Genomic DNA, 23,703 nt, shown 5'->3' on the forward strand with positions numbered 1-23,703 from the left:
GTAAGTCCCGTCCCGCGGCTCAACGCCGGCCCCGTCCCCGCGTTGCCAGCACGTTGCGGATCGAGAAGCTCGAATGGATGCGGAGCACGCCCGGCAGAGCGGAGAGGATCTCCTTGTGGATGCGCTCGAACTCGCCGGCATTGGCGACCTCCACCCGCAGCAGATAATCCGAACCGCCGGTCATCAGGAAACATTCGCGGATTTCGGGATATTTGCGCACCGCCGCCTCGAAGCGGTCGAGATGGTCCTCGGTCTGCCGCTCCAGCGTGATATTGATGATCACGGCGATCATCGCCTCGGCGCTGCCCGCATCGACGATCGCCGTATAACCGCGGATCGCGCCGGACTTTTCCATGATCCGGATGCGCCGCAGACAGGCGGACGGCGACAGGCCGACCTCGGCCGCAAGCCGGGCGTTGCTCATGCGCGCATCGAGGCGCAGGAGGCGCAGAAGATTGCGGTCGATCGCGTCCAGGGCCGGCATCGCAGAATACTCCAAAGAATCTCTTTTTCTTTCAACAAATATTCTTTGGCGCAACAATCAATCACGCTTCGAATGGTAATTTCCTCATTCTTTCACTAGGCTTCATAAAAATCGCCGCGAGGAACCCATGACTGCCGTCGCCCTGCAACGCACCGTCGAAGAACCCGGTCCCGCTCCCGTGGCTTCCGGCTATCTGACCATCGATCTTGCGGCGCTGGCCCGAAACTACCGCGCGCTCAGCAGCCGCGTCGCCCCGGCGCGCGCCGCCGGCGTGGTCAAGGCGGATGCCTACGGCCTCGGAGCAAAGCTGGTCGCCCCGGTTCTCTACCGGGAAGGCTGCCGGCATTTCTTCGTCGCCCTCTTCCGCGAGGCGGAGGCGCTCAGATCGATCCTGCCGGACGACGCCCGGATCTTCGTGCTGAACGGGCTCCTGCCCGGAGACGAAACGGCCTGCGCCGACCTCGGGATCGTGCCGGTCCTCAATTCGCCGGAACAGGTCGAACGCTGGTCGGCCGCCGCCGCGCGACGCGGCGTCAGGCTTCCGGCCGTGCTGCAAGTCGACACCGGAATGTCGCGCCTCGGCATCGCACCTGCGGAATGGCCGGCGGCGCGCGCGCTTCTCGAGACGACGGACACACTGGATCTTCTCTTCGTGATGAGCCATCTCGCCTCGGCGGACGATCCGGAAAGCCCGCAGAACAGCGACCAGCAGGCCGAGATGCGCCGGGCGGTGGCGGCCTTCCCCGGCATCGACCTCTGCTTCGCCAATTCCGGCGGCATCTTTCTCGGCAGGGATTTCCATGGCGCGCTGGTGCGGCCGGGCATCGCCCTTTACGGTGGCGCGCCGACCGCCGGCGCGGCAAACCCGATGGAGCCGGTCGTCCGCCTCGACATCGCCGTGGTGCAGACCCGAACGGTTCCGGCCGGCACCCGCGTGGGCTATAGCGCCAGCCACGTCACCGACCGCACAACGCGCCTTGCGACGCTTGCCGCCGGCTATGCCGACGGGCTGCCGCGCAGCCTCGGCAATCGCGGCGCGGTCTATTACGACGGCATCCGCCTTCCCATCGTCGGCCGCGTGTCGATGGACAGCGTGATCGTCGATATTTCCGCTCTTCCGGAGAACGCCCTGCGCCTCGGCAGTCTCGTCGAGGTGATCGGGCCGCACCAGACGCTGGAAGACATCGCCCGCGACGCGGGCACCATCGCCTATGAGATCCTGACCGGTCTCGGCAGCCGCTATGAGCGCCGTTACCGCTGACATCGTCCACCATCCGCAATCCGCATCCGGGGTCAACATGAAAGTCCTAGTTCTCGGCGCCGGCATCATCGGCGTGACATCCGCGTACCAATTGGCCAAAGCCGGCCATGAGGTCACCGTTCTCGACAGGCAGCCGGGACCGGCGCTCGAAACCAGTTTCGCCAACGCCGGCGAAGTCTCCTTCGGCTATTGCTCGCCCTGGGCGGCCCCCGGCATTCCGCTGAAAGCGATGAAATGGCTCTTCATGGAGCACGCTCCGCTCATCCTGCGGCCGAAACTCGACATAGCCATGATCGGCTGGATGGCGCGGATGCTGCGGAACTGCACCTCCGCCCGCTATGCCATCAACAAGAGCCGCATGCTGCGGCTGGCCGACTACAGCCGCATCGCGCTGGCCGAACTGCGCTCCGAGACCGGCATCGCCTATGACGAGCGCATGCAGGGCACCCTCCAGCTGTTCCGCACCAGCCAGCAGCTCGACGCCTCGGCCAAGGACGTCCAGGCATTGGCGGCGGATGGCATCCCCTATGAGGTGCTGGACCCGGCCGGCTGCATCCGCGTCGAACCGGCGCTGGCTCATGTGCGCGAGAAGATCGTCGGCGGCCTGCTGACGCCGAAGGACGAGACGGGTGACTGCTTCAAGTTCGCCACCGCCCTTGCCGAACAGGCCGAAAATCTCGGCGTGCGCTTTGTCTGGGATACGGATATCCGCAGCCTCGACGTGGAAGGCGGGCGGGTGCGCGGCGTCGTCACCGGCCGCCAGACCTATCACGCCGATGCGGTGGTGGTCGCCCTCGGCAGCTATTCGCCGCTCATCCTCAAGCCGCACGGCATCGCGTTGCCGGTCTATCCGGTCAAGGGCTATTCCCTGACGATCCCGATCACCGACGCCGCCCGCGCGCCGGAATCGACCGTCATGGACGAGACCTACAAGATCGCCATCACCCGGCTCGGGGATCGCATCCGGGTGGGCGGCATGGCCGAGATTTCGGGCTATACCAACGATCTGGGGGCCGCACGGCGGCGAACGCTGGAACATTCGGTGACCGACCTTTTCCCCGGCGGGGACGCATCGCAGGCCACCTTCTGGTCCGGTTTGCGGCCGATGACGCCGGATGGCACGCCGGTCATCGGGCCGACACGGATCGCCGGGCTCTATCTCAACACCGGCCACGGCACGCTCGGCTGGACGATGAGCTGCGGCTCGGCCCGCGTCATCGCGGACCTCGTCTCGGGGCGGAAACCCGAGATCGACGCGACCGACCTCGCCATCAGCCGCTACGGCTGAGGCATCCTAGGTCGTGGTGACGATTTAAGGTTTTAAGATTCCCATCCGGTCGCAAATCAGATTCAACGCTGATTTTGGGAGATCGGCGATGGACTGTGACGCACTTCGGGACGACCAGTGGGAACGGATCAAGAGCTTCGTGCCGGGCGGCACCAAAGGCAAACGCGGCCCGCGCACCGACAATCGGAAGTTCCTCGACGCGCTGTTGTGGATGGCTCGATCTGGTGGGCGTTGGCGCGACCTGCCGGAGCGACTGGGCGACTATCGCTCGGTGAAGCGACGCTACTATCGCTGGATCGAGATGGGCGTACTGGATGACATGCTGGAAACGCTGGCCCATGAAGCCGATCTGGAATGGCTGATGATCGACAGTACCATCGTGCGCGCCCACCAGCACGCCGCTGGCGCGCGCAAGGCTAAAGGGGGGCGGATGCCCAGGGCCTGGGTCGGTCTCGCGGCGGCTTGAGCACCAAGATCCATGCCGCTACCGAGGCGCTCGGACTTCCCGTCCGACTGATCAGCTCGCCCGGTCAGCGCAACGACATCGCGTTTGCCCATGACCTGATCGACGGTATCGAGGCCGAGGCGACCCTCGCCGACAAGGGATACGATGCCGACCATCTCGCCAACAGGATTGCTGAAAACGGCACCGCCGTCGTCATCCCGCCCAAGCGCAACCGCAAGCTCCAGCGCACATACGACACCGATCTCTACAAGGAACGCAACCGCATCGAGCGCTTCTTCAGCAAGCTCAAGCACTTCCGCCGCGTCGCAACCCGCTACGACAAGCTGCTCGCCAACTTCATGGGCTTCGTCAAACTCGCCGCAATCGCTATCTGGCTCAGATAGTTAAATCGTCACCACGACCTAAAGCGACGAGAGCGCCGCGCAGAGCTTCTGCCGCAACGCCGCCTGCGCGGCGAGCGGCGTCATGTTGTGGTCGGCCTGCGCGATGGTCTCGAGCCGCACATGGCGGAAGGCGCGAAGACCCTGCCGCTTCCGTCCGAAATAAAGAGCGATCTGCTCCAGGCTCTCATCGCCCTCGCTGGACAGCATGAAGACCGGGATCGCGCGGCGATCGAGTTCCCGGAACATCCGGTGGCACTCCGCGCGGAAACGGGCATATTTGGATATGCCCGGAAAGAAGGGCGCAAGACCATGCGAAACGCGGGTCACGGCGTGCTGGGCGAAGCCCCGCAGGACCGCCCGGACATTGACCTGGCCCTTCAGCAGACGCCGGAACGTTTCGGCATCCCTGAGGCGGCGGCTGTATTCACCGACGGAGCGCGGGCCCATACGCGAGACGTCGTCCAGACTTTCCGCCGGATCCCAGATCAAACGAAGCTGGTTGACGAGCGCCACCGCGCGGATACGGGGATCGCGGACCGCAGCATGTAACGCGGTATAGGCGCCGCTGCATCGCCCGACGACGACGGGATAGCCGGGGCAGACGACGGCAAGATGGTCGAGCGCCGCCGAAACATCGCGGATCGGCCCTTCCGTATAGAGAACCTGCTCGGGATCACCGGCGACGGCCGGGCTGTCGCCGATGTTGGAGAAATCGAAGCGCAGCGACGGAATGCCGAGGCGGGCGAGATCCCGCGCGATCGCGACCCCGCTGCGCGCCCAGCCGCCGTGATGGTCGTAACCGGAATTGAGGAGCAGCGCGACCGACCGGTCGGCGGCGGCCGCACCGGTGGAGACCGGCCGGCAGAGGATGCCGAAGAGCGGGGCTTCCGGTCTGAAAACGACGCCCTCCTCCTGAAACTCCGCTCCGGTTATCCGCGTCTCGGGATTACGGACGGCGGGCATCGGGCCATTCATCGTTTCGGGAAAGGCGTCCGTTGCAAAGGCCGCAATGCCCTCGATCACGCTCCGCCGCACCCGGGAGGCCGTCGGATTCTCCATCAGCTTGTCATAACCATCGAACGGCTGCGTGGTGACCGGATGGCCGGCGGCCGCCCGCTGATCCGCCAGTTCCCGGTCGGTGGCAACCGCTTCGCGCGCGACGACGAGATGCGGTATGATCCGCCCCGGACCGTTGCCGTCGAGGCGGGCCGTCTTCAGCGCTTCGGCGACATCCGGCGCAAGCACGAGGCCGCCGATGGTCACCTGCCCCTTCAGGTCGGGATCGTCGGCAAGGCCGAGCCCCGCCAGAACCACCTTCGCCCGGATGCCGGTTTCGCGCAGGAGTTTGCGCCCGTTCACGACCGGCGCGGCGAGGATCAGTCCGGCCGCATCCTCGCGCCGGGCGGCGAGCGTATCGGCGACCAGCGCGCCGGTCCCCAGACCGAACAGCGCCACCCGGTCGCATCCGGAAAGCGCCCGCAGGCGATCGCAGGCGGCGTCGGCCGCATCCGTCCAGGCCGCAAGACCGCCCCCGTCCGGCCCGTCGAGAGAATCCACCGTGCCGGGATAGTCGAAGCGCAGGACCGCAAAGCCCGCTTCCGCCAGCGCCTCGGCCAGCAGGCGCAGGAATTTCCGCGTGCAAAGCTCGTCGAACCCCCAGCTCCGGCACAGGACGACGCCCGTCGTCCGAGGGGCCTGATCCACAGGCAGCGTCAGGTGGCCGGCGCAGCCACCAAAGGCGATGGGCAGGGTTTTCGGCATCGGCTAGCTCTTGCTCCGGGCAGGCGTTGCGACCAGCAGCGTCATCGCGTGATAGATATAATGCGCCAATCGTTCGGGCATCCGGCCGGGAAGGTTGGAGACCAGCGCTTCCACATCGTCGCGCGGGATCACCCGCAGCACGCGTAACGCCAGCACATAGGTGAGCGCTCCCGCCGACACGGCGAGCATGAGGCCGCCAAAGCCGCCGACTTCCACGAGGACCGCATAGGCTGAAAGACTGCACAGGAGAGCGGCGAAGGCGATCAGAAGCAGATCGACGAGATTGAGCGGAACCGCCAGCTGCCGCCAGCAGAAAACGGCAAGCCAGGCAAGCCAGACACCGTGAACGGCCGCACGCGCCCAGGCCGCCGCAAGCCCGCCGCCCCAGGGCACCGTAACCGCGAAGATCGCAAGCGAAAGGATCGCGATGACCGGCGATGCGCGGAGGAAGAAATCACTGCGCTCACAGGCTCCGATGACGCCCGAGGGAACGCCGCTGAAGGCTGTGAGGCAGGCAAACGCCAACAGCACCTGCGCCATCGGCACCGCCTCGCGGAATTCCTCGCCGAACAGGAGCGGCAACAGGGTTCCCATGATCGCCGCGCCGCCGAAGCAGATCGGCAGCACGAGAAGGGCGAGCCAGCGCATGATCCGGTGATAGGTGCGCCGCACGCGCGGCCGGTCGCCATTGTCGTGATGCCGGCCGAGATGCGGTGTCATCGCCCCCAGCATCTGGGCGGGAAGCTGCACGACGAGGCCGGCCAGCGTGAGGCCGGCGGCATAATGGCCGATTTCGGTCGTCGCGAAATAGAAGCCGAGAAAGAACAGTTCGACCCGTGTCCAGATGAACAGGCCGATAACCGAGGAGATCCAGCTGTTGCGCCCGAATTCCCGCATCTTGCCGGTAATCACCACCTCCGGCGCAGGTTTGCGGGAGGCATATTGATACAATCTCAGCGCCTGCGGCAGGTGCCGGCCGACGTGACCGACGAGCGCGCCGGCGACACCGTAGAAATAGCCTCCGATGGCGATCAGCGGGATTTGCAGCAGGCAGCCGAAGAAGATGTATTTCGTCGTTTCCGCAAAGCGGTTCAGGCCACGCGAGACGGAATCGGTGACGGCGGCCAGCATATAGATCAGGAACAGAACGGCCGTCATCACCCAGGTGGAGGGCATATGGTCGGTCTTCGCACCGCTTGCCTGGAGCCAGGCCGCATAGGCGAGCAGCCCCAGCACGGAAAGCGCCGTCGGCAGCGCGAAATAGGGCGCAAGCCGCCGCGTGAGACCGCCGCCCGGATTTCCGGGGCGGTCATAGGTCTGTATATAGCGTAGCAGCACGTTCGGAACCCCGAGCGCCGTGACGATCGCGCCGGTCGTCACCACGAAAAGCGCGAAGGTCACCTCGCCCGTTCCTTCCGGCCCCAGAAGCCGCGCGACGATGATGCTGCTAATGAAGCCGGAAAGCAGTGACATCAGGCCCGCAATGGTGCTGAACGCCGATGAGCTGATGAAACCCGCCATTGTCTTGTCGCGCCCTATCAAAATCCAGGCAGCCGAGGCCCGGGGACCGTCCTGATCCATCGGCGCCGATTGTCTGTCGGCGCCGCCGTTCCTGCCGGGGTCTTTGCGACCGTCGACAGGCATTACGGAAGAAACGGGACAGCTTTAATGCGCCATCCCTTTATTTTCATGTAATTTCGAGCATAAAATTACGGCGCATTCGCAAGGAAACAAATCACTGCGTATTCGCAGGGAAGCAGCACTTGCGCGCCCTATCCGCTTCCAAGCAGCCGCACGATCATCTTGCGGCGCACGACGGGCTCGGTGAGAACGAGCTTCATCAGGCCGAGATAATCACGCTTCGCGCGCGCACGATGGAACAGGCCGATCGGCGCCTTGGCGCGCAGATCGGAAAGACGCAGATCGAAGGCCGCCCGCTCCTCCTCGCCGAGACGATCGCCGATCTCGACGCGCAGTTCCTCAAGCGCCGCGATGAGCGGCCGCATATCGGCCGTGCTGCGTGAATGGGGCGACGCGCCCCGGCTGATCGCGCCGACCGGCGTCACATAGATGTAGAGCGGCTCGTCGACGTAGAAGGCGCGGCCTCCGGCGGCCAGGACGCGAAGGTTGAACAGGAGGTCTTCTCCCGCCCGGACGTCCTCGCGATAGGAGATGCCATGGCGGCGGAGAAAATCCGTCCGCACGATCGGCTGGAGATATCCGAAATCATGCCGGTCGGCGGCCTGCGGCAGCATGAAGTCACAGAAGGTCAGATAGCGGTCGGAAAGGCCGCTATAGACCGCACCGGTCTCGACATCCGCCATCGCATCGAAAGCCATCAGATTGTCGGCGATGAAGTCCGCCCCGCCGGCATGTTCGAGCAGGCGCGAAAGACGGTTCGGCCGCCAGAAATCATCGGCGTCGAGAAGGGCCACCCATTGCCCGCAAGCGGCGCGGAAGCCCACGTTGCGCGCCGGCGACGGCCCCTGGTTGCGGGACTGGCGAAAAAGACGCACCCGTGCGTCGCCGGCAAAGGCGCGCTCCACCTCCTCCGGCGTGCCGTCCGTCGATCCGTCGTCGATTACGAGGACCTCGACCGGAACGGCGTCCTGGGCAAGCGCGCTCTTCACCGAGCCCACAATACAATCCCGGGTGTTGAAACAGGGAACAACCACGGATACCAGGGGCGTCGTCATGAGGCTATCCAATTACAATGCCCGGACAAATAAGGAATGATTCATTTCTTTTTCGTAAACTGCACCGGCAACCAAAGATTGCTTCAACCAAAAGCACGTCAACCTATGCCGTATCTTCTGGACAACATCCAGCGTCTGGTCCGCGACCTGAAATCCGAACCGCTCCCGGCCCTGCCCGGCCGGCTCGCCGCGATCGTCCGGCCGAAACTGATACGGCTGTGGGAGGAAGCCGCGCATCGCAGCCGCCTCGGATCGTTGCTCGCCCGGCCCTATACCGGCAAGGGCGTCGTGCTAATGTTTCATGAAGTTCATTCGAATGTGGATGCGGAATTGCGCACGGGCTGCGGCATCGGGCAGACCGCGCGGATCATCAGGGCGGTGCGGGCGGCCGGCCGCGACATCGTGACGATCGATGAAGGGCTGCGCCGGCTTGCCGAACCGGACAGCCGGCCCTTCGCGCTGCTGACATTCGACGACGGCTATCTCGACAACCGGGATAACGCCCTGCCATTGCTCGAACAGGCGGAAGCCCCCATGACGATCTTCGTGCCGACGGAGATGATCACGCGGGAGATTTACGCCTGGTGGCTTGCCCTGCGCGAAATGGTCAAGAGCAATGACATGGTGGACGTCTCAGCCATGGAACGCCGCTTCTCCTGCGGCGATTTCGCCAGCAAGGCGGCCGCCATCCGGCAGGTCACCCTTTGGGTGGGAACCGACCAGGCAAGAGCCGAGGCTCTCGCACCGACCTTCGCGCGCTATCGCATGGATATTCCCGCACTCGTCGACCGTTACGTCATGAGCGAAGAACAGCTTCGCGACTTCTCCCGCCATCCGCTGGTCACCGTGGGCGGCCATACGCGCAGCCACCGTTTCCTGACGGGACTGGACGAAGCGGACGCGCGCGCGGAACTCCAGTCCAACAAGTCCTATCTGGAACGCCTGCTCGACCGTCCGGTCGACCATGTCGCCTATCCCTACGGCAGCGCCGGAGCCTGCGGGGAAAGGGAGGCGGCGCTTGCCGCGGAAGCCGGCTTTCGCACCGGTTTCACCACGCGACCGGGCCATCTCTTCGCCAGCCATCTGGAGCACCGCCACCTCCTGCCCCGCATCGACATCGGCTATGCGCCGCAAAGCGCCTCGGCGCTGGCAAGCCGGCTCAACGGCCTCCATCGTCTCCTGTCGGCCGGTTTCGTCCATCCGGTCGCAACGCTTTCCTGAAGGCGGCGTCACCCCGGACGGCATCAATCCGTGACGATCAGGTCCATGGGAATGTCATGCGGCTGGGGGTAGATGGTGGGCAGCCGGCTTTTCACATAGCCGACACCGATCTTCAGCGGGTCTCCCGGCAGAACAGCAAGCGTGCGATCATAAAAGCCGCCGCCATAGCCGAGGCGATATCTCTCTTCGTCGAAACCCACCACCGGCGCGACGACGACATGCGGGTGGACGACGGCTCCCTGCGCCGGAACGAGGATATCCCACACGCCGCGCTCCAGCGGATCACCGGGAGCCCAGAGGCGGAATTCGAGGGGCTGCTTTTTCTCGATCACCACGGGAAGGGCGATCCGCCCCCCGGCGCCCATGACGCGGATGGCCCAGTCGCGCAGGTCCGGCTCGCCGCGGAACGGCCAGTAGATACCGAAGATGCGGCCGACCGGCAGCGGGATGACGGCGTCGAGCCCGGCGGCAATCCGCGCGGCGCTCGCCTGCCGCTCGTCGACCGTCAGATCGAAGCGTTCGTCGATCAGCCGCTTGCGCTCGTCCTTGCGCCAGGGTGCGACCTCCGCCCAGGGGGCGGTCCTTCGTTCCGCCATGCGGAAATCCGCCGACAGTTCATGCATGAGGCAGGGCGGCGAAGAAAGGCCGGGAAACTCGGGATCGTCTGACATTTCCTCACTCTGCGCGACGGCAGGTCCCAATGCAAAGAGAATTAAATACGATATAATAACAAAAAAATTGCACTCTTCGCGTTGAAAGGCAGGACATGGATATCGACCGGGCCCGAACCTTCCTCGAAATCGTCCATACCGGCAGCTTCCTCAAGGCGGCCGAGCGGCTGCATGTCACCCAGACGACGGTCAGCGCGCGCGTCCGTACGCTGGAGGAAGCGCTGGGGCGACAACTCTTCCACCGCACCCGCAACGGCGCGTCGCTGACCCCGGCCGGCCGGGAATTCGAGCGTTTCGCGCAATCCTTCGTGCAGGTCTGGGAGCGGGCGCGCCAACAGCTCACCGTCCCGCCCGGGCGCACCAGCATGGTGGCCGCCGGCGGCGAGATCAACCTGTGGAATCCCTTGCTGCTCGACTGGCTGGTCTGGATGAAGACGGAGCGTCCGCAGATCGCCATCGACGCCCGGGTCGGCGTGGCGGACCAGTTGCTGGAGCAATTGCGCACCGGTGTGCTCGACCTTGCCGTTCTCTATGCGCCGAGGCTGATGCCCGGTTTCCGGGTGGAACTGGTCGAGGAGGAGGAACTCGTGCTGGTGCGCTCGACCGTCGGGCAGGCGGGGGAAACCGATTACGTGCGGGTCGATTGGGGACCGCAGTTTCCCGCCCCGCGCGGGCTTGGGGCAGCGGCCTTCGGCGAGCCCGCATTGCAGGTCGATCTCGGCCTTCTCGGTCTCCACTATATCCTGCGCGCCGGCGGCATGGGCTATTTCCGCAAGGGGGCCGTCCTGCCCCATATCGAGGCCGGCGAACTGGAACGGGTGGAGGGCGCACCGGATTTCACCTATCCGGCCTATGCCGTCTATCCGGAAGCCGCCGAGGGACGCGCGGACGTGCAGGAGGCGCTGCACGGTCTGAAACAGGTCGCCCGGCCCTTTCCCGTCCGGTGAAGCCATGTGCAATTTTTTTGTTGTGAGCCAACAATATCATTCGTTTGTCTGGCTTCGAAACAACCGTCAATAGTCTCGCCCGACTGAAACATCCGGCCTTTCCGGCCGAAAATGCGGCGCGCGCGGGGCAGGACATGCAGGAACGGGATCGCAGGACAATCGCAGCAGCGCACGGCGTCGCCAGCGATGACAGATACGGAACGGTGACGCCGCCTCTCTATCTCAGCAGTACGTTTGCCTTTTCGGACTATGCGACGCATCGCGGCTACGAATACAGCCGCACCGCCAACCCCAGCCGCGACCTTCTCGGCGAAACGATCGCCAGGCTCGAAGGGGCGGCCGACGCCATCGTCACGGCCTCCGGCATGGCGGCGGTCAATCTCGTCCTTTCCCTCGCCCGCCCGGGCGATCTCATCGTCGCGCCGCACGACTGCTACGGTGGAACCTACCGCCTGCTGGCGACCCGGCAGGCCGAGGGGCATTTCGACGTCGTCTTCGTCGACCAGTCGGACCCGGCGGCCCTTGCGGCGGCCCTTGCCCGCAAGCCGGTTCTGGTGCTGATCGAGACACCCTCCAATCCGCTGATGCGGGTGGTCGACATCGCCGCCATCGCCACACAGGCGAAAGCAGCCGGCGCGAAGGTCGCCGTCGACAACACCTTCCTGTCCCCGGCCCTGCAACGGCCCATCGCGCTGGGTGCGGATTTCGCCATTCACTCGACGACGAAATATCTGAACGGTCATTCCGACATCGTCGGCGGAGCCGTCGCCTGCGCGGCCGCAACCGACGCCGAACGGCTCGGCTTCTGGGCCAATATCACCGGCGTCACCGGTTCGCCCTTCGATGCCTATCTGACGCTGCGCGGCATCCGGACGCTGTTTGCCCGCATGGAAAGGCAGGAGGCGAATGCGGCGGCGGTCGCGGCGTTCCTGGAGAGCCATCCCGCCGTCTCGGCCGTGCATTATCCGGGGCTTTCCAGCCATCCCGGCCACGCGCTGGCCAAACGTCAGCAAGACGGCTTCGGCGCCATGCTGAGCTTCGATCTCGCCGGCGGCGTGCCGGCGGTGCAATCCTTCGTGGCCGCCGTCCGCATCTTCACGCTCGCCGAATCGCTCGGCGGCGTGGAAAGCCTCGTCGCCCATCCGGCGACCATGACCCACGCCGGCATGGGGGCGGAAGCCCGCCGCGCAGCCGGGATCGGCGATGGCCTGCTCCGGCTTTCGGTGGGCCTCGAGGGTGAAGGCGACCTGATCGACGATCTCCGTCAGGCGCTCGCGTCCATCGACCGGGACTGACCGGCCAGAGCGGGAACCGATTTTCACCGGAAACGCTCTCGCTCAGACGGCAAGCCGCGAAAGCACGAAATCCGCCCTTTCGCCGACAGGGCATTTCGGCAGCAGGATCGTCTCGTAACCGAGCGCCGGATAGATCGCGGCGAGCCGCTCGTATTCGGCGACCCCCGCCGCGAAGTCGTGGCGTCTTTCATGGTCGCGGTCCTGGATCTCCGGCCAGGGCGGCGCAAGAAAGACGCGGCGGTGATAGCGATGCGCGGCAACGGCGGCAAGCGCCGGCTCGCCGGTCGCGGCCTCCAGTGCGGCAGCCGCATCGATCAGGCCGCGATCGAAGAAAACCCAGCCCTCCTGCCGCGCCGCCGCCCTGCTCGCCCCCACCCTGTCCACCATCGCCATGGCAATGGCCCGCCGGGCAAAGGCCGCAAGATCGACCCACGGCAAGGCGTCCCCACCGTCCTGCAACTGTTTCCGGACGATCCGGCGACCCGGTTCCTCCACGACGGGGTGTCCGCGCGCCCACAAGGCTGCAAGAAGCGTCGACTTGCCGCCGCCCGAGCAGCCGGACAATAAGACAAAACGATCGGACATGCTTTTTCCCGTCATGATAGGCCCTCGGCATCCTTCGAGAACTTTGCTAAGAGCGAAGCCGACCTTCGGCCCATGAAACAAGCAGGAGCAACGGCATGGCAGTTCTCGTTACCGGCGGAGCCGGCTATATCGGCAGCCATATGGTGTGGGCGCTGATCGACGCCGGAGAGGACGTCGTGGTCATCGACCGGCTGACCACGGGTTTCCGCTGGGCCGTCGCACCCGAGGCGCGCTTCTACGAGGGCGATATCGCCGACCGGGAGCTGCTGTCGACGATCTTCCGCGAGAACACGATCGATTCGATCATCCATTTCGCCGGCTCCATCGTCGTGCCCGAATCGGTGGCCGACCCGCTGGCCTATTACGAGAACAACACGGTCAGGTCGCGCGCCCTGATCGCCGCCGCCGTCGAGGCCGGCATTCCGCATTTCGTCTTTTCCTCCACCGCCGCCGTCTACGGGACGCCGGACAGCGCCGATCCGGTCAGGGAAGGCGCGGCGCTGCGCCCCGAATCGCCCTATGGCTCCTCGAAGCTGATGACCGAGATCATGCTGCGCGACACCGCGGCCGCCCATGACCTCACCTATTCGGTCCTGCGCTATTTCAACGTCGCCGGCGCCGACCCGCGCGGGCGGACCGGCCAGTCGACGGCCGGCGCGACCCATCTCATCAAGGTGGCGAGCGAGGCAGCCCTTGGAAAGCGCGATGGCATGGTGGTCTTCGGAACCGACTACGACACGCGGGACGGCACCTGCATCCGCGATTACATCCATGTCTCCGATCTGGCGGCCGCCCATCTCAACGCCTTGCAGCGCATGCGCGCCGGCGAAGGCTCCATCGTCGCCAACTGCGGCTATGGCCGCGGCTTTTCGGTCCTGGAAGTGCTCGATCAGGTGAAAGCGGTTTCCGGCCGTGATTTTGCCGTGCGCATCGCCGGCCGCCGGCCGGGCGACGCGGTCTCGATCGTCGCCGACCCCTCGGTGGCGAGGAGCGCGCTCGGCTGGACGCCGAAACATGACGACCTCGCCTTCATCGTGCGCACCGCGCTCGACTGGGAGGATCACCTCGGCAAGCGCAACATGCGATAGGGCGAAACGGCCCTATTCTTCGCCGAGCACCGATTTCTCGTGGTCGATCGCATGCTCGATGAGCCTGCCCCACAGCGCGTCGTAGAAATCCCCGTCGAGACCGTGGCGGACGGCGTTCGCCCGCGCGTTGTCGCGAACCTTGCGCACCCGTTCGGGCACGTCGGCGGGGATGCCGAGCCCGGCCTTGATCTCCGCCGCACGCCCGATATAGCTCCAGCGCTCGGCAAGAAGGGTCATCAGTTCCTGATCGACCCGGTCGATGTTTTCCCGAATGTCCGCCATCGTCGTGCATTCAGCCGCAATCTTTGCCATTCCGGTCTCCCTTCTTGCGGCAGGGGATAGCAGAGGACGTTTTGCGGGGGAAGATGCCGACGCGTCGCAGGCCGGCAGGAAAGGCCATATGCGGGCCGGCAGGAAAGGCCACATGCAGGCCCGGGGCCTGGCGAAAGGAGGGTGCGGTCCTGTCTTTCACCATCGGGCCTGCATGCTGGCCGAGGCAGAACCTAGACGCGCAAGCTGGCGCGAGGCTGGAAGCACCTCGTCAGGAAAAGGCCTGCGAAAACATCGGGTTCCCGCTCAGGCGCCACGCAGGTAATGTTCCGTCAGTTCCGTCCAGAAAGCAGCGCCCACCGGCAGCAGGTCGTCGTTGAAATTATAGCCCGGATGATGGAGCGGGCGATCGTTTTCGCCGGTCCGTCCGCCGAGGAAGAAATAGGAGCCGGGCCGCTCCTTCAGCATATAGGCGAAATCCTCGCTGCCCATGAAGGGGCGGGCAAGGTCGACCACCTTGTCCGCACCGGCAAAACGGATGGCAAGGTCGCGCAGGAGATCCGTTTCCGCCTTGTGGTTGATGGTCGCATCGTAACTGCGTTCGTAGGCGACGGTCGCCGTCATCCCGTAGCTGTCGGCCTGCCGCTCCGCAATGAGGCGGATACGGCGCTCAAGCTCGTCGCGCACCGCCGGATCGAAGGAGCGGATACCGACGGTGATTTCGGCCCGCTCCGGAATGATGTTGCTCGCCGAGCCGGCATGGAAGGCGCCCACCGTCACCACGGTCGGGTCGAGCGGGTGGATATTGCGCGAGACCACGGTCTGGAGCGCCATGACGATCGAGGCGCCCGCCACGACGGGATCGGCGGTCTCCTGCGGTTCCGCCCCATGGCCGCCGCGGCCGTTCACCGTGATCCTGGCCTCGTCCACCGCCGCCATGATCGGCCCTTCGCGCAAGGCGAACTGGCCAAAAGGCAGGCCCGGCTCGTTATGAAGCGCGAAGACCGCGTCGCAGGGAAATTTTTCGAAAAGTCCTTCCTCGACCATCATCCGTGCGCCGCCGACGTTCTCTTCCGCCGGCTGGAAGATCAGATGTACGGTGCCGTCGAAATTCCGCCTCTCGGCGATGGCCTTCGCCGCTCCGAGCAGCATCGCGGTGTGGCCGTCGTGTCCGCAGGCGTGCATCTTGCCCGGGATCCTGCTGGCATAGTCGAGCCCCGTCTCCTCCTGGATCGGCAAGGCGTCCATATCGGCGCGAATGCCGATCGACCGCCGGCCGGAGCCATTGGAAAGCGTCGCGACGACACCGGTCTTCGCCAGGCCGCGCGTGACCTTGTAGCCGTAGCTTTCCAGCTGCCGCGCTACCAGATCGGAGGTGCGCACCTCTTCGAGTCCCAGTTCGGGATGGGCGTGGAGATCGCGGCGGATCGCCACCATCCCGGTCATCGCATTGCGGAGATTTTCGTGAATCGTCATGTCAGGCACCACGCGTCGGAATCCGGTTTTCGAACCAGCGGAAAGCCACCACCAGAACGGCGGTGAGGCACAGATAGATGAGCGCCAGCAACAAGAGCGGCTCATAGGTGATATAGGTCTCCTGCCGCACCTTCGAAATGATCGCATAGACATCGATCACGGTGATGGTCGCGACAAGCGGCGTCGCCTTGAGTTGCAGCACCATCTCGCCGTTCAGGGTCGGCAGCGCCCGATGCACGGCACGCGGCAGCCAGATGCGGCGAAAGACGGTGAGGCGGCTCATGCCGAAGGCCCGGGCCGCCTCCAGTTCTCCCCGCGGCACGCCGGCGAAGGCGCCGCGCATCACTTCGCCCTCGTAAGCCGCGAAGGAAATGGTCAGCGCCGCGACGCCGTAGGGCCAGGCTTCCCTCAGGTAGGGCCAGAGGAAGGAATTGCGGATTTCCGGAAACTGCGGAAACAGCGAGCCGAGCCCGTAATAGAGCAGCCAGAGCTGGAGAAGCAGCGGCGTTCCGCGAATGGTGGTGCAGAAGCCGCGCGCCAGCATCCTGAGAGGCCAGGGACCCGTCACCTGCACGAGACCGATCGGCAGGGCGAGGAGAAAGCCGAGCACCGATGTGCTGACGAGCATCAGCAGGGTGACGCCGACACCATAGGCAAGTCTGCCGGCATAGCGGGGCACCCAGTCCCAGCGCATGAACCAGACAGCGCAGAACACCACCAGAAGGGCGATGACGATCAGCACGATGCGATGCGGCTTGAAAAACCCCTCCCGTGACGGGAGTTCGGTGATCGCCGTCGCCGAAACGGTCTCGTCGCTCATGAGGCGTGCCCCGCAAGGCCGCGCCGGTAGCGGCGTTCGATCACACCGATCACCATATTGGAAAACAGCGTCAGCAGCAGGTAGAGCACACCCGCCGCGCAGAAGAACAGCAGGTAGGACTTCGTCGCGCCCGCCGCCTGCCGCGTCACCAGCGTCAGTTCGCTGAATCCGACGACGGCCAGAAGCGCCGTGTCCTTGGTGGCGATCAGCCAGAGATTGGAGAGGCCGGGAATGGCATGCGGCAGCATCGCCGGCAGCGTGACGCGGCGCAGGATCTGGCCCGGCGACATGCCGTAGGCGCGCGCCGCCTCGATCTGGCCGGTGGGAACCGCCCGGATCGCGCCGCGCAGCACCTCCGTCGAATAGGCCCCCTGGACGACGCCGATGACGAAAATGCCGGCCGCAAGGCCGCTGATATCGACCGATCCGTAGCCAAGGGCGAGGGACAGGCGGTTCAGGAGATCCGTACCGGCGTAATAGAGGATCAGGATCAGCACCAGTTCGGGGACCGCGCGCACCACCGTCGTATAGACTTCCAGAAGATCCTTCAGCACCGGGCCGCCATAGAGCTTGCCCAACGCGCCGCCGGTGCCGAGCGTGAGGCCGAGCGCATAGCCGCCGATGGCGATCTTGATGGAATTGGCGAAGCCCGTCAGAAGCACCCCGCCCCAGCCCGGCGGGTCGAGAGCCAGAAGGCTCCAGTTGATCAGCGATCCGGCGTCGGCCATGACATTGCGTCCGTTTCAGAAAAAGGCCGGCGGCGAACCACGCCGCCGGCACCGGGATTGCGGAAGCGATCAGCCGCCGAAGATGTCGAAATCGAAATACTTCTTGGAGAATTCGTCATAGACGCCGTTTTCGTGGATCGCCTTGATGCCGGCGTTGACCTTCTCCTTGAGTTCGGTATCGCCCTTGCGCAGGCCGACGCCGACGCCGGGACCCAGGATTTCCTCATCCTCCTGCACATTGCCCTTATGCTCGCAGCAGGCGGCCCCCTGCTCGCTCTTCAGGAAGGCGTCAAGCGCGATGGAATCGGCCTGAACCGCATCGATGCGTCCGGCGGCAAGGTCGTTGTTGGCCTCGTCCTGCGTCTGATATTCCTTAACGGTGGCCCCGTTCGCGCCGAAATACTTGTTGGCATAAACCTGGTGGACGGTGGCGACCTGAACGCCGATCGTCTTGCCGGAGAGCCCTTCGGGCGTCGCCTCGAAATCCTCGCCCTTCGGACCGATGACGCCGGTCGGCGTGTTGTAATACTTGTCGGAGAAATCGATGGTCTGGAGCCGTTCGGCGGTGATCGACATCGAACCGATGATCATGTCGATCTTGCCGGAGGTCAGCGCCGGAATGATGCCGTCCCAGGCGACCGGCGTGATGACGCAATCGAGCTTGGCCTCGGCGCAGAGCGCCTGCATGAACTCCACTTCCCAGCCCTCCCAGTTGCCGGAGGCGTCGGGCGAGGTAAACGGCGGATAGGGTTCGGCCGCAAAGCCGACCTTCACTTCCGCAGCACTCGCCCCGGTGGCGGCGGCAAACCCGAGCGCGGCGGCAAGGGCGATTGTCTTCAAGGCAGTCTTCATGATTTTCCCTCTGTCGGTTTCTGTTTCTAGTGAATGGAGCTGATGAATTTCCGGAGCCGTTCCGACCGCGGCGCGTCGAAGATCGCATCGGGCGGACCTTCCTCCTCGACCATCCCGTCGGCGAGGAAGACGACATGACTGGCGACATTGCGGGCGAATTTCATCTCATGGGTGACGAGGATCATCGTCCGTTTCTCCTGCGCCAGATCGCCGATCACGCCCAGAACCTCGCCCACCAGTTCCGGATCCAGCGCGGAGGTCGGCTCGTCGAACAACATGACATGGGGCTGGATCGCCAGCGCCCGCGCAATCGCCGCGCGCTGCTGCTGACCGCCGGAAAGAAAGGCCGGATAGGCGTCGCGCTTTTCGAACAGGCCGACGCGGCGCAACAATCCTTCGGCCCGCTCCACCGCCTCGCCCTTCGAAAGGCCGAGCACATGGACGGGCGCCTCGATCACATTCTGGAGAATGGTCATGTGCTGCCAGAGATTGAAGCTCTGGAACACCATGCCGAGACGGGAGCGGATGCGTTGCACCTGCCTGCGATCGGCAGGGGTCTGACCGCCGTGACCGTCCGGTTTCATGGAAATCGTCTCGCCATGGATCGCCACGGAGCCGGCGGATGGCAGTTCCAGCATGTTGATACAGCGCAGGAACGTCGATTTCCCCGAACCCGAGCCACCGATTATGGCGATCACATCGCCCTCACGCGCCGTCAGCGATACGCCTTTCAGGACTTCCAGCGGCCCGAAGCGCTTGCGCAGCCCCCGGACGGCGATGGCCTCGGCGCGCTCCGTCATCGCCAACGCACCGTGCACGCATGGAAAAAGGCTGCATGGGCCATGCCAAATCTCCCCTTTTTTTCTTGTCCATGCGGGCATCTTCGGCCCGTCATGTCGTTCCAGCACAGCCATGGTTGCACTTGTGAAGAAATTATTCAAGCGTATAATAACGGCAGCCGGCGAATTTCCCGCCGCCCTCCTCACACCGCCAATCCACCAGGAGCATCGCATGGCCACCTACGGTTCACAGGAAATGTCCGCCCCTCTGCTGCGCGTTCTGATGCGTCGTCCGGGCGCAAGCCTCCAGACGGCCGATCCGGCCCGGTGGCACTACGGACCGACGTTCGACGGCGCGCGGGCCGTCAGCCAATATGCGGCCTTCGCCCGGCTGGTGGAGACGTCAGGGGCGGAAATCCTCTGGCTGGAAGATGGAGGCGACGGTCTTGCCGATGCGATGTTCACCCATGACCCGTCTTTGATGTCGGACCACGGGGCGATCCTGCTGCGCATGGGCAAGCCCCTGCGCGCGGGAGAGACGGACCTGCACGAGAAAGCCTATCGCGAACGCCAGATCCCCATTCTCGGCCGGATCGCCGCGCCGGGCACGGTGGAGGGCGGCGACTGCATCTGGCTCGACGCCAAGACGCTGATCGTCGGGCGCGGCGTGCGCACCAACCAGTCGGGCATCGACCAGCTTGCCGCGCTGCTTGCGCCGCATGGGGTGACGGTTCTCGGTTACGACCTGCCGCTGTGGCAGGGCGAGGAGGCCTGCCTGCATCTGATGAGCGTGATCAGCCCGCTTGCCGACGATCTCGCGCTGGTCTTCGCGCCGCTCCTGCCGGCGGCGTTCTACCAGTTGCTGAAACAGCGCGGCATCCGGCTGATCGAGGCGCCGGCGGATGAGTTCCACGCCAGCAACGGCCTCTCGCTCAATGTGCTGCCGACCCGGCCCCATGAGGTGATCATGGTCGCCGGCTTCCCGAAGACCCGGGCAGCGATGGAAGAGGCCGGCTGCACCGTCGAGACGTTCGAGGCGGATGCGCTGTGCATCGCCTGCGAGGGCGGCCCGACGTGCCTCACCCGGCCGGTGCTGCGCCGCGCCGCGTAAGCCGGAACCCGCCGCACGAAAGGAGATATCGCGTGATGCCGCGCCGGACCTTCCATCGCGCCCCCGAGGCCGAACGCCGCCACGATCTGATCGAGGCGACGCTCGACTGCATCGCGGAATCCGGCCTCGAAGGCGCGACCGTCCGGCAGATCGCCGACCGCGCCGGCGTCACCCCCGGCCTTATCCGGCATTATTTCCATTCCAAGGAACAGATCCTTCAGGAAGCCTATCGGGTCGTCATCGCCCGGCTTACCGAAAAGGCCTCGCGGGTGGCCGGCAATCCGGACGAGCGGCTGCGGGAGTTCATCGTCATCAACCTGACGGAGCCCGTCGCCAACAGCCGCAGCCTGTCGCTCTGGGCCTCCTTCATCAGCCGGGTCAGCGTCGACCCCGAACTGGCGGCGATCCACCGGGAGGGGTATCTGGGCTTTCGCGACGCGCTGGAGGCGCTGCTTGCCGAATTCCTGGCGGCCCGCGGCGAGGACGCCTCGCCCGCACGCTGCCGCAGCCTCTCCATCGCCATCAACGGCCTGCTCGACGGCCTCTGGCTGGAGGGCTGCCTTGCCGGTGAGCTTTTCGGGGAAAGCGAACTGGTCTCCATCGCGCTCGCCACCGTGGAAGCGCTTCTCGGTCTCCGCCTGACGGCGGATTCCGCATAAACCACACCTGTCATCTTGCGGAGAAGGACGATGCGCTACGCCTCCATCACAGACCGGCTCGCCAATCTCGGGGCCGAAAAATGGGCGGTCCACACCGAGGCCCGGCACCGGAAGGACATGGGCCTGCCGATCATCGAGCTGACCATCGGCGAGCCGGACGTGCCGCCGGACGAGAGCCTTCTCGCCGAAGCCACGCGCGCCATGCATGCCGGCCGCTACCGTTATTCCAACGGTCGCGGCGAGCCTTCCGTCGTCGATGCGCTGGTGCGCAAGTACCGCACCCGCCGCTCCGACGTGACGGCGGATAACGTGCTGTGCTTTCCCGGAACCCAGACCGCCCTTTTCGCGGCGATGCTGGGGCTGGTCGAGGCCGGCGACGCGGTCCTCGTCGGCGATCCCTATTACGCCACCTACGAAGGCGTCATCGCCGCCACCGGCGCGCAACGCATCACCGTGCCGCTGCGGCCGGAGAACGGCTTCCACATGAAGGCGGCCGATCTGGAAGCGGCGATCACGCCGCAATGCCGCGTCCTGCTTCTCAACACGCCGCACAATCCGACCGGCGCGGTGCTTTCGGCGGCGGAAATCTCGAAGATCGGCGCGATCTGCCGCAAGCACGACCTCTGGATCGTCTGCGACGAAGTTTACGAACAGCTGGTCTTCGACGGCGTCTTCGCCTCGCCCTTCGACGACCCCGAACTCGCCGAGCGCACCATCGTCGTCTCCTCCATCTCGAAATCCCACGCCGCACCGGGCTTCCGCAGCGGCTGGGCGATCGGGCCGGCCGAGTTCTGCACGCGCCTGCTGTCCGTCTCCGAGACGATGCTGTTCGGCGGCCAGCCCTTCATCGCCGATATGACGGCCTATGCGCTCGACAACCGGATCCCCACCGCCGCGCATATGCGCGACACCTACAGGCGGCGGGCGCAGCGCTTCGCCGCCGCGCTTGAGCCGGTGCCGGGCCTGTCGCCGCTTCCCCCGGAGGCCGGGATGTTCATCGTCGTTAACGTCTCCGGCACCGGCATGAACGGCGAGGCCTTCGCCTGGCGGCTGCTGCGCGAGGAGGGCGTGGCGGTGATGCCGGGTTCCTCCTTCGGCGAAGGGGCGGAAAACTTCATCCGCCTCAGCCTCACCGTCCCGGACGACCATATCGACGAGGCCTGCCGGCGCATCGCCAGCCTCGCCACCCGATCCACCCTGCCGCAGGAGCGCCGCGCATGACCGCCAGAACCGTTGGAGAAGTCCTCGTCGACCTGCTGGAGGCCAATGGCGTCGATATCGTGTTCGGCATTCCGGGCGTACATACGGTCGAGCTTTATCGCGGGCTCGCCGCCTCGAAGATCCGCCACATCACCCCCCGCCACGAACAGGGCGCGGGGTTCATGGCCGATGGCTATGCGCGCGTCTCCGGCAAGCCCGGCGTCGCGCTCGTCATCACCGGGCCCGGTCTCACCAACACGATCACCGCGATGGCGCAGGCCCGGCAGGATTCGGTGCCCATGCTGGTCATTTCCGGCGTCAACCGGCGCTGCTCGCTCGGCCACGGCCACGGGCTGCTGCACGAGCTGCCCGACCAGCTGGGGATGATGAAGTCGCTCGCCCTCTATGCGCACACGCTGCTCAATCCCACCGACCTGCCGGCGGTGATCGAACGCGCCTTCTCCGTGCTGCTTTCGGGCCGGCCGGGACCCGTTCATATCGAGATACCGACCGATGTGATGGCCGCCAAGATCGATCCCGGCCCCTTCCGGGCCGCCACCGCCACCCGCCCGCGCGCCGACGCCGAGACACTCCAGCGCGCCGCCGTCCTCCTCGCCGACGCCCGGCATCCGGTCATTCTTCTCGGCGGCGGCGCGATCACCGCCGAAGACGAAATCCGCTTGCTTGCCGAGCGGATCGACACGCCGGTCGTGACGACGGTCAATGCCCGCGGCATGTTCGCCGGCCATCCGCTGCGCGTGCCGGCAAGCCCCAGCCTGAAGGCGGTGCGCCGCCTGCTCGCCGAGGCCGACCGGGTGCTGGCCATCGGCACGGAAATGGGCCCCACCGACTACGACATCAACGTCGACGGCGACTTCCCTGACCTCCGGTCGCTGATCCGCATCGATATCGACGCGGCACAGCTTGCGCGCGACAGCCGGGCGACGCTCTCGATCCTTTCGAGCGCAAAGGCGGCGGCCGCCGGCATCTCCGGCTTCCTGGAGGGGCATCGCGCAGCAAGCGACGGCGCGCAACGCGCCGAAACCGCGCGCAAGGCCAGCTGGGCCGAGCTGACCGACAAGATGCGCACCGAGATCGGCATCATCGACACCATCTACCGCACGCTGCCGACGGCGATCATCGTCGGCGATTCGACGCAGGCGATCTATGCCGGCAACTACTATTGCGATCCACCGCGGCCGCGGAGCTGGTTCAATGCCGCCACCGGCTACGGTGCGCTCGGCTATGCGCCGCCGGCGGCCGTGGGCGCCGCGCTTGCCGCGCCCGACGCGACGATCGTCTGCCTCGTCGGCGACGGCGGCTTCCAGTTCTCGCTGGCGGAGATCGGGGCGGCGGCGGATGCCGGTGCGCGCGTCGTCTTCCTCGTCTGGAACAACGACGGCTATCAGGAGATCGAGGCCTATATGCTGGAAGCCGGCATCGTGCCGGAAGGCGTGAAACCCTCCGCGCCGGATTTCCTCGCCATCGGCGCGGCCTACGGCCTTCCGGCCGAACGGCTCGCCGATGTGGCCGGGCTGCCGGAAGCGCTGGAACGGGCCGCCGCGCTAAACCGCCCCAGCCTTATCGAGATCCATCAGGAAAAGACCGCCGGCGCAACGGCCTGAACGGGAAAGGCCCGGGGGGCGCAACGACCCCGGGCCT

Annotated in this window: 23 protein-coding genes; 11 read left to right on the forward strand and 12 right to left on the reverse strand. The window is 65.7% G+C overall.

What is annotated here, in order from left to right:
• Positions 1–19: 19 nt before the first annotated feature.
• A complete protein-coding gene (locus tag KYK29_RS15085) occupies positions 20–484 on the reverse strand; it encodes an Lrp/AsnC family transcriptional regulator (RefSeq protein ID WP_254691740.1) in 465 nt (154 codons plus the stop codon).
• Between the two features lie 127 nt (positions 485–611).
• Here KYK29_RS15085 and alr point away from each other — a divergent pair, with 127 nt between their 5' ends.
• The 3 genes from alr to KYK29_RS15100 all read left to right on the forward strand — a co-directional run bounded on the left by alr (position 612) and on the right by KYK29_RS15100 (position 3,882).
• Positions 612–1,745, forward strand: a complete 1,134-nt coding sequence (gene alr / locus KYK29_RS15090; RefSeq protein WP_254691741.1) for an alanine racemase — start codon at positions 612–614, stop codon at positions 1,743–1,745.
• A 37-nt stretch (positions 1,746–1,782) separates the two neighbouring features.
• The gene (locus KYK29_RS15095) at positions 1,783–3,033 is read left to right on the forward strand and encodes a D-amino acid dehydrogenase (RefSeq protein ID WP_254691742.1); all 1,251 of its coding nucleotides are present in this window, start codon (positions 1,783–1,785) and stop codon (positions 3,031–3,033) included.
• Between the two features lie 88 nt (positions 3,034–3,121).
• A protein-coding gene (locus KYK29_RS15100) for an IS5 family transposase (RefSeq protein WP_254691743.1) occupies positions 3,122–3,882 on the forward strand; the annotation gives its coding sequence in 2 pieces (ribosomal slippage) (positions 3,122–3,461 and positions 3,461–3,882; 762 coding nt in all).
• Between the two features lie 18 nt (positions 3,883–3,900).
• Here the strand turns inward: KYK29_RS15100 and KYK29_RS15105 are convergent.
• The 3 genes from KYK29_RS15105 to KYK29_RS15115 all read right to left on the reverse strand — a co-directional run bounded on the left by KYK29_RS15105 (position 3,901) and on the right by KYK29_RS15115 (position 8,339).
• Complete coding sequence (locus KYK29_RS15105; protein WP_254691744.1) at positions 3,901–5,643, reverse strand: alpha/beta fold hydrolase; 1,743 nt, start codon at positions 5,641–5,643, stop codon at positions 3,901–3,903.
• Positions 5,644–5,646: 3 nt separating this feature from the next.
• Positions 5,647–7,287: a lipopolysaccharide biosynthesis protein gene (locus KYK29_RS15110; RefSeq protein ID WP_367880999.1), complete on the reverse strand. Its 1,641-nt coding sequence runs from the start codon at positions 7,285–7,287 to the stop codon at positions 5,647–5,649.
• A gap of 128 nt (positions 7,288–7,415) precedes the next feature.
• The gene (locus tag KYK29_RS15115; RefSeq protein ID WP_254691746.1) at positions 7,416–8,339 is read right to left on the reverse strand and encodes a glycosyltransferase family 2 protein; all 924 of its coding nucleotides are present in this window, start codon (positions 8,337–8,339) and stop codon (positions 7,416–7,418) included.
• A gap of 105 nt (positions 8,340–8,444) precedes the next feature.
• On the opposite strand from KYK29_RS15115, the gene KYK29_RS15120 reads away from it, so the two are divergent.
• Entirely contained in the window at positions 8,445–9,560 is a 1,116-nt protein-coding gene (locus tag KYK29_RS15120) for a polysaccharide deacetylase family protein (protein ID WP_254691747.1), read from the forward strand.
• Between the two features lie 23 nt (positions 9,561–9,583).
• Here the strand turns inward: KYK29_RS15120 and KYK29_RS15125 are convergent, their stop codons facing one another.
• Positions 9,584–10,231 carry a 5-formyltetrahydrofolate cyclo-ligase gene (locus KYK29_RS15125; RefSeq protein WP_254691748.1) on the reverse strand — a complete coding sequence of 216 codons (648 nt, stop codon included), beginning with the start codon at positions 10,229–10,231 and terminating at the stop codon, positions 9,584–9,586.
• 95 nt (positions 10,232–10,326) lie between these two features.
• Between KYK29_RS15125 and KYK29_RS15130 the strand changes: the two genes are divergently transcribed.
• Positions 10,327–11,178 (forward strand): LysR family transcriptional regulator, encoded by an 852-nt coding sequence (locus KYK29_RS15130; protein WP_254691749.1) that lies wholly within the window; start codon positions 10,327–10,329, stop codon positions 11,176–11,178.
• Positions 11,179–11,312: 134 nt separating this feature from the next.
• Positions 11,313–12,473 carry a cystathionine gamma-synthase gene (gene metB, locus KYK29_RS15135; protein WP_254691750.1) on the forward strand — a complete coding sequence of 387 codons (1,161 nt, stop codon included), beginning with the start codon at positions 11,313–11,315 and terminating at the stop codon, positions 12,471–12,473.
• A gap of 42 nt (positions 12,474–12,515) precedes the next feature.
• Here the strand turns inward: metB and KYK29_RS15140 are convergent, their stop codons facing one another.
• Positions 12,516–13,058: an AAA family ATPase gene (locus KYK29_RS15140; protein ID WP_254691751.1), complete on the reverse strand. Its 543-nt coding sequence runs from the start codon at positions 13,056–13,058 to the stop codon at positions 12,516–12,518.
• 95 nt (positions 13,059–13,153) lie between these two features.
• Between KYK29_RS15140 and galE the strand changes: the two genes are divergently transcribed.
• Positions 13,154–14,146 carry a UDP-glucose 4-epimerase GalE gene (gene galE / locus KYK29_RS15145; RefSeq protein ID WP_254691752.1) on the forward strand — a complete coding sequence of 331 codons (993 nt, stop codon included), beginning with the start codon at positions 13,154–13,156 and terminating at the stop codon, positions 14,144–14,146.
• Positions 14,147–14,158: 12 nt separating this feature from the next.
• Here the strand turns inward: galE and KYK29_RS15150 are convergent, their stop codons facing one another.
• The 6 genes from KYK29_RS15150 to KYK29_RS15175 form a co-directional block, all read right to left on the reverse strand.
• On the reverse strand, positions 14,159–14,458 hold the full coding sequence (locus KYK29_RS15150; protein WP_254691753.1) for a chorismate mutase family protein: 300 nt from the start codon (positions 14,456–14,458) through the stop codon (positions 14,159–14,161).
• Between the two features lie 264 nt (positions 14,459–14,722).
• On the reverse strand, positions 14,723–15,892 hold the full coding sequence (locus KYK29_RS15155; RefSeq protein WP_254691754.1) for a M20 aminoacylase family protein: 1,170 nt from the start codon (positions 15,890–15,892) through the stop codon (positions 14,723–14,725).
• Position 15,893: 1 nt separating this feature from the next.
• Positions 15,894–16,712: an ABC transporter permease gene (locus KYK29_RS15160; RefSeq protein ID WP_254691755.1), complete on the reverse strand. Its 819-nt coding sequence runs from the start codon at positions 16,710–16,712 to the stop codon at positions 15,894–15,896.
• On the reverse strand, positions 16,709–17,440 hold the full coding sequence (locus KYK29_RS15165) for an ABC transporter permease (RefSeq protein ID WP_254691756.1): 732 nt from the start codon (positions 17,438–17,440) through the stop codon (positions 16,709–16,711). The genes KYK29_RS15160 and KYK29_RS15165 overlap by 4 nt, the downstream gene beginning before the upstream one ends.
• Before the next feature lie 69 nt (positions 17,441–17,509).
• Positions 17,510–18,292, reverse strand: coding sequence for a transporter substrate-binding domain-containing protein (locus tag KYK29_RS15170; protein WP_254691757.1), 783 nt, complete (start codon positions 18,290–18,292; stop codon positions 17,510–17,512).
• 26 nt (positions 18,293–18,318) lie between these two features.
• On the reverse strand, positions 18,319–19,092 hold the full coding sequence (locus tag KYK29_RS15175; RefSeq protein WP_254691758.1) for an ABC transporter ATP-binding protein: 774 nt from the start codon (positions 19,090–19,092) through the stop codon (positions 18,319–18,321).
• Positions 19,093–19,303: 211 nt separating this feature from the next.
• On the opposite strand from KYK29_RS15175, the gene KYK29_RS15180 reads away from it, so the two are divergent.
• The 4 genes from KYK29_RS15180 to KYK29_RS15195 are packed head-to-tail and all read left to right on the forward strand — an operon-like array spanning position 19,304 to position 23,666.
• Positions 19,304–20,182 (forward strand): dimethylarginine dimethylaminohydrolase family protein, encoded by an 879-nt coding sequence (locus KYK29_RS15180; RefSeq protein ID WP_254691759.1) that lies wholly within the window; start codon positions 19,304–19,306, stop codon positions 20,180–20,182.
• A gap of 35 nt (positions 20,183–20,217) precedes the next feature.
• The gene (locus KYK29_RS15185) at positions 20,218–20,841 is read left to right on the forward strand and encodes a TetR/AcrR family transcriptional regulator (protein ID WP_254691876.1); all 624 of its coding nucleotides are present in this window, start codon (positions 20,218–20,220) and stop codon (positions 20,839–20,841) included.
• A gap of 30 nt (positions 20,842–20,871) precedes the next feature.
• A complete protein-coding gene (locus KYK29_RS15190) occupies positions 20,872–22,062 on the forward strand; it encodes a pyridoxal phosphate-dependent aminotransferase (protein ID WP_254691760.1) in 1,191 nt (396 codons plus the stop codon).
• A complete protein-coding gene (locus KYK29_RS15195; protein ID WP_254691761.1) occupies positions 22,059–23,666 on the forward strand; it encodes a 5-guanidino-2-oxopentanoate decarboxylase in 1,608 nt (535 codons plus the stop codon). The genes KYK29_RS15190 and KYK29_RS15195 overlap by 4 nt, the downstream gene beginning before the upstream one ends.
• Positions 23,667–23,703 lie beyond the last annotated feature (37 nt).

The sequence above is a fragment of the Shinella daejeonensis genome (assembly GCF_024281235.1).
Taxonomy (GTDB): domain Bacteria; phylum Pseudomonadota; class Alphaproteobacteria; order Rhizobiales; family Rhizobiaceae; genus Shinella; species Shinella daejeonensis.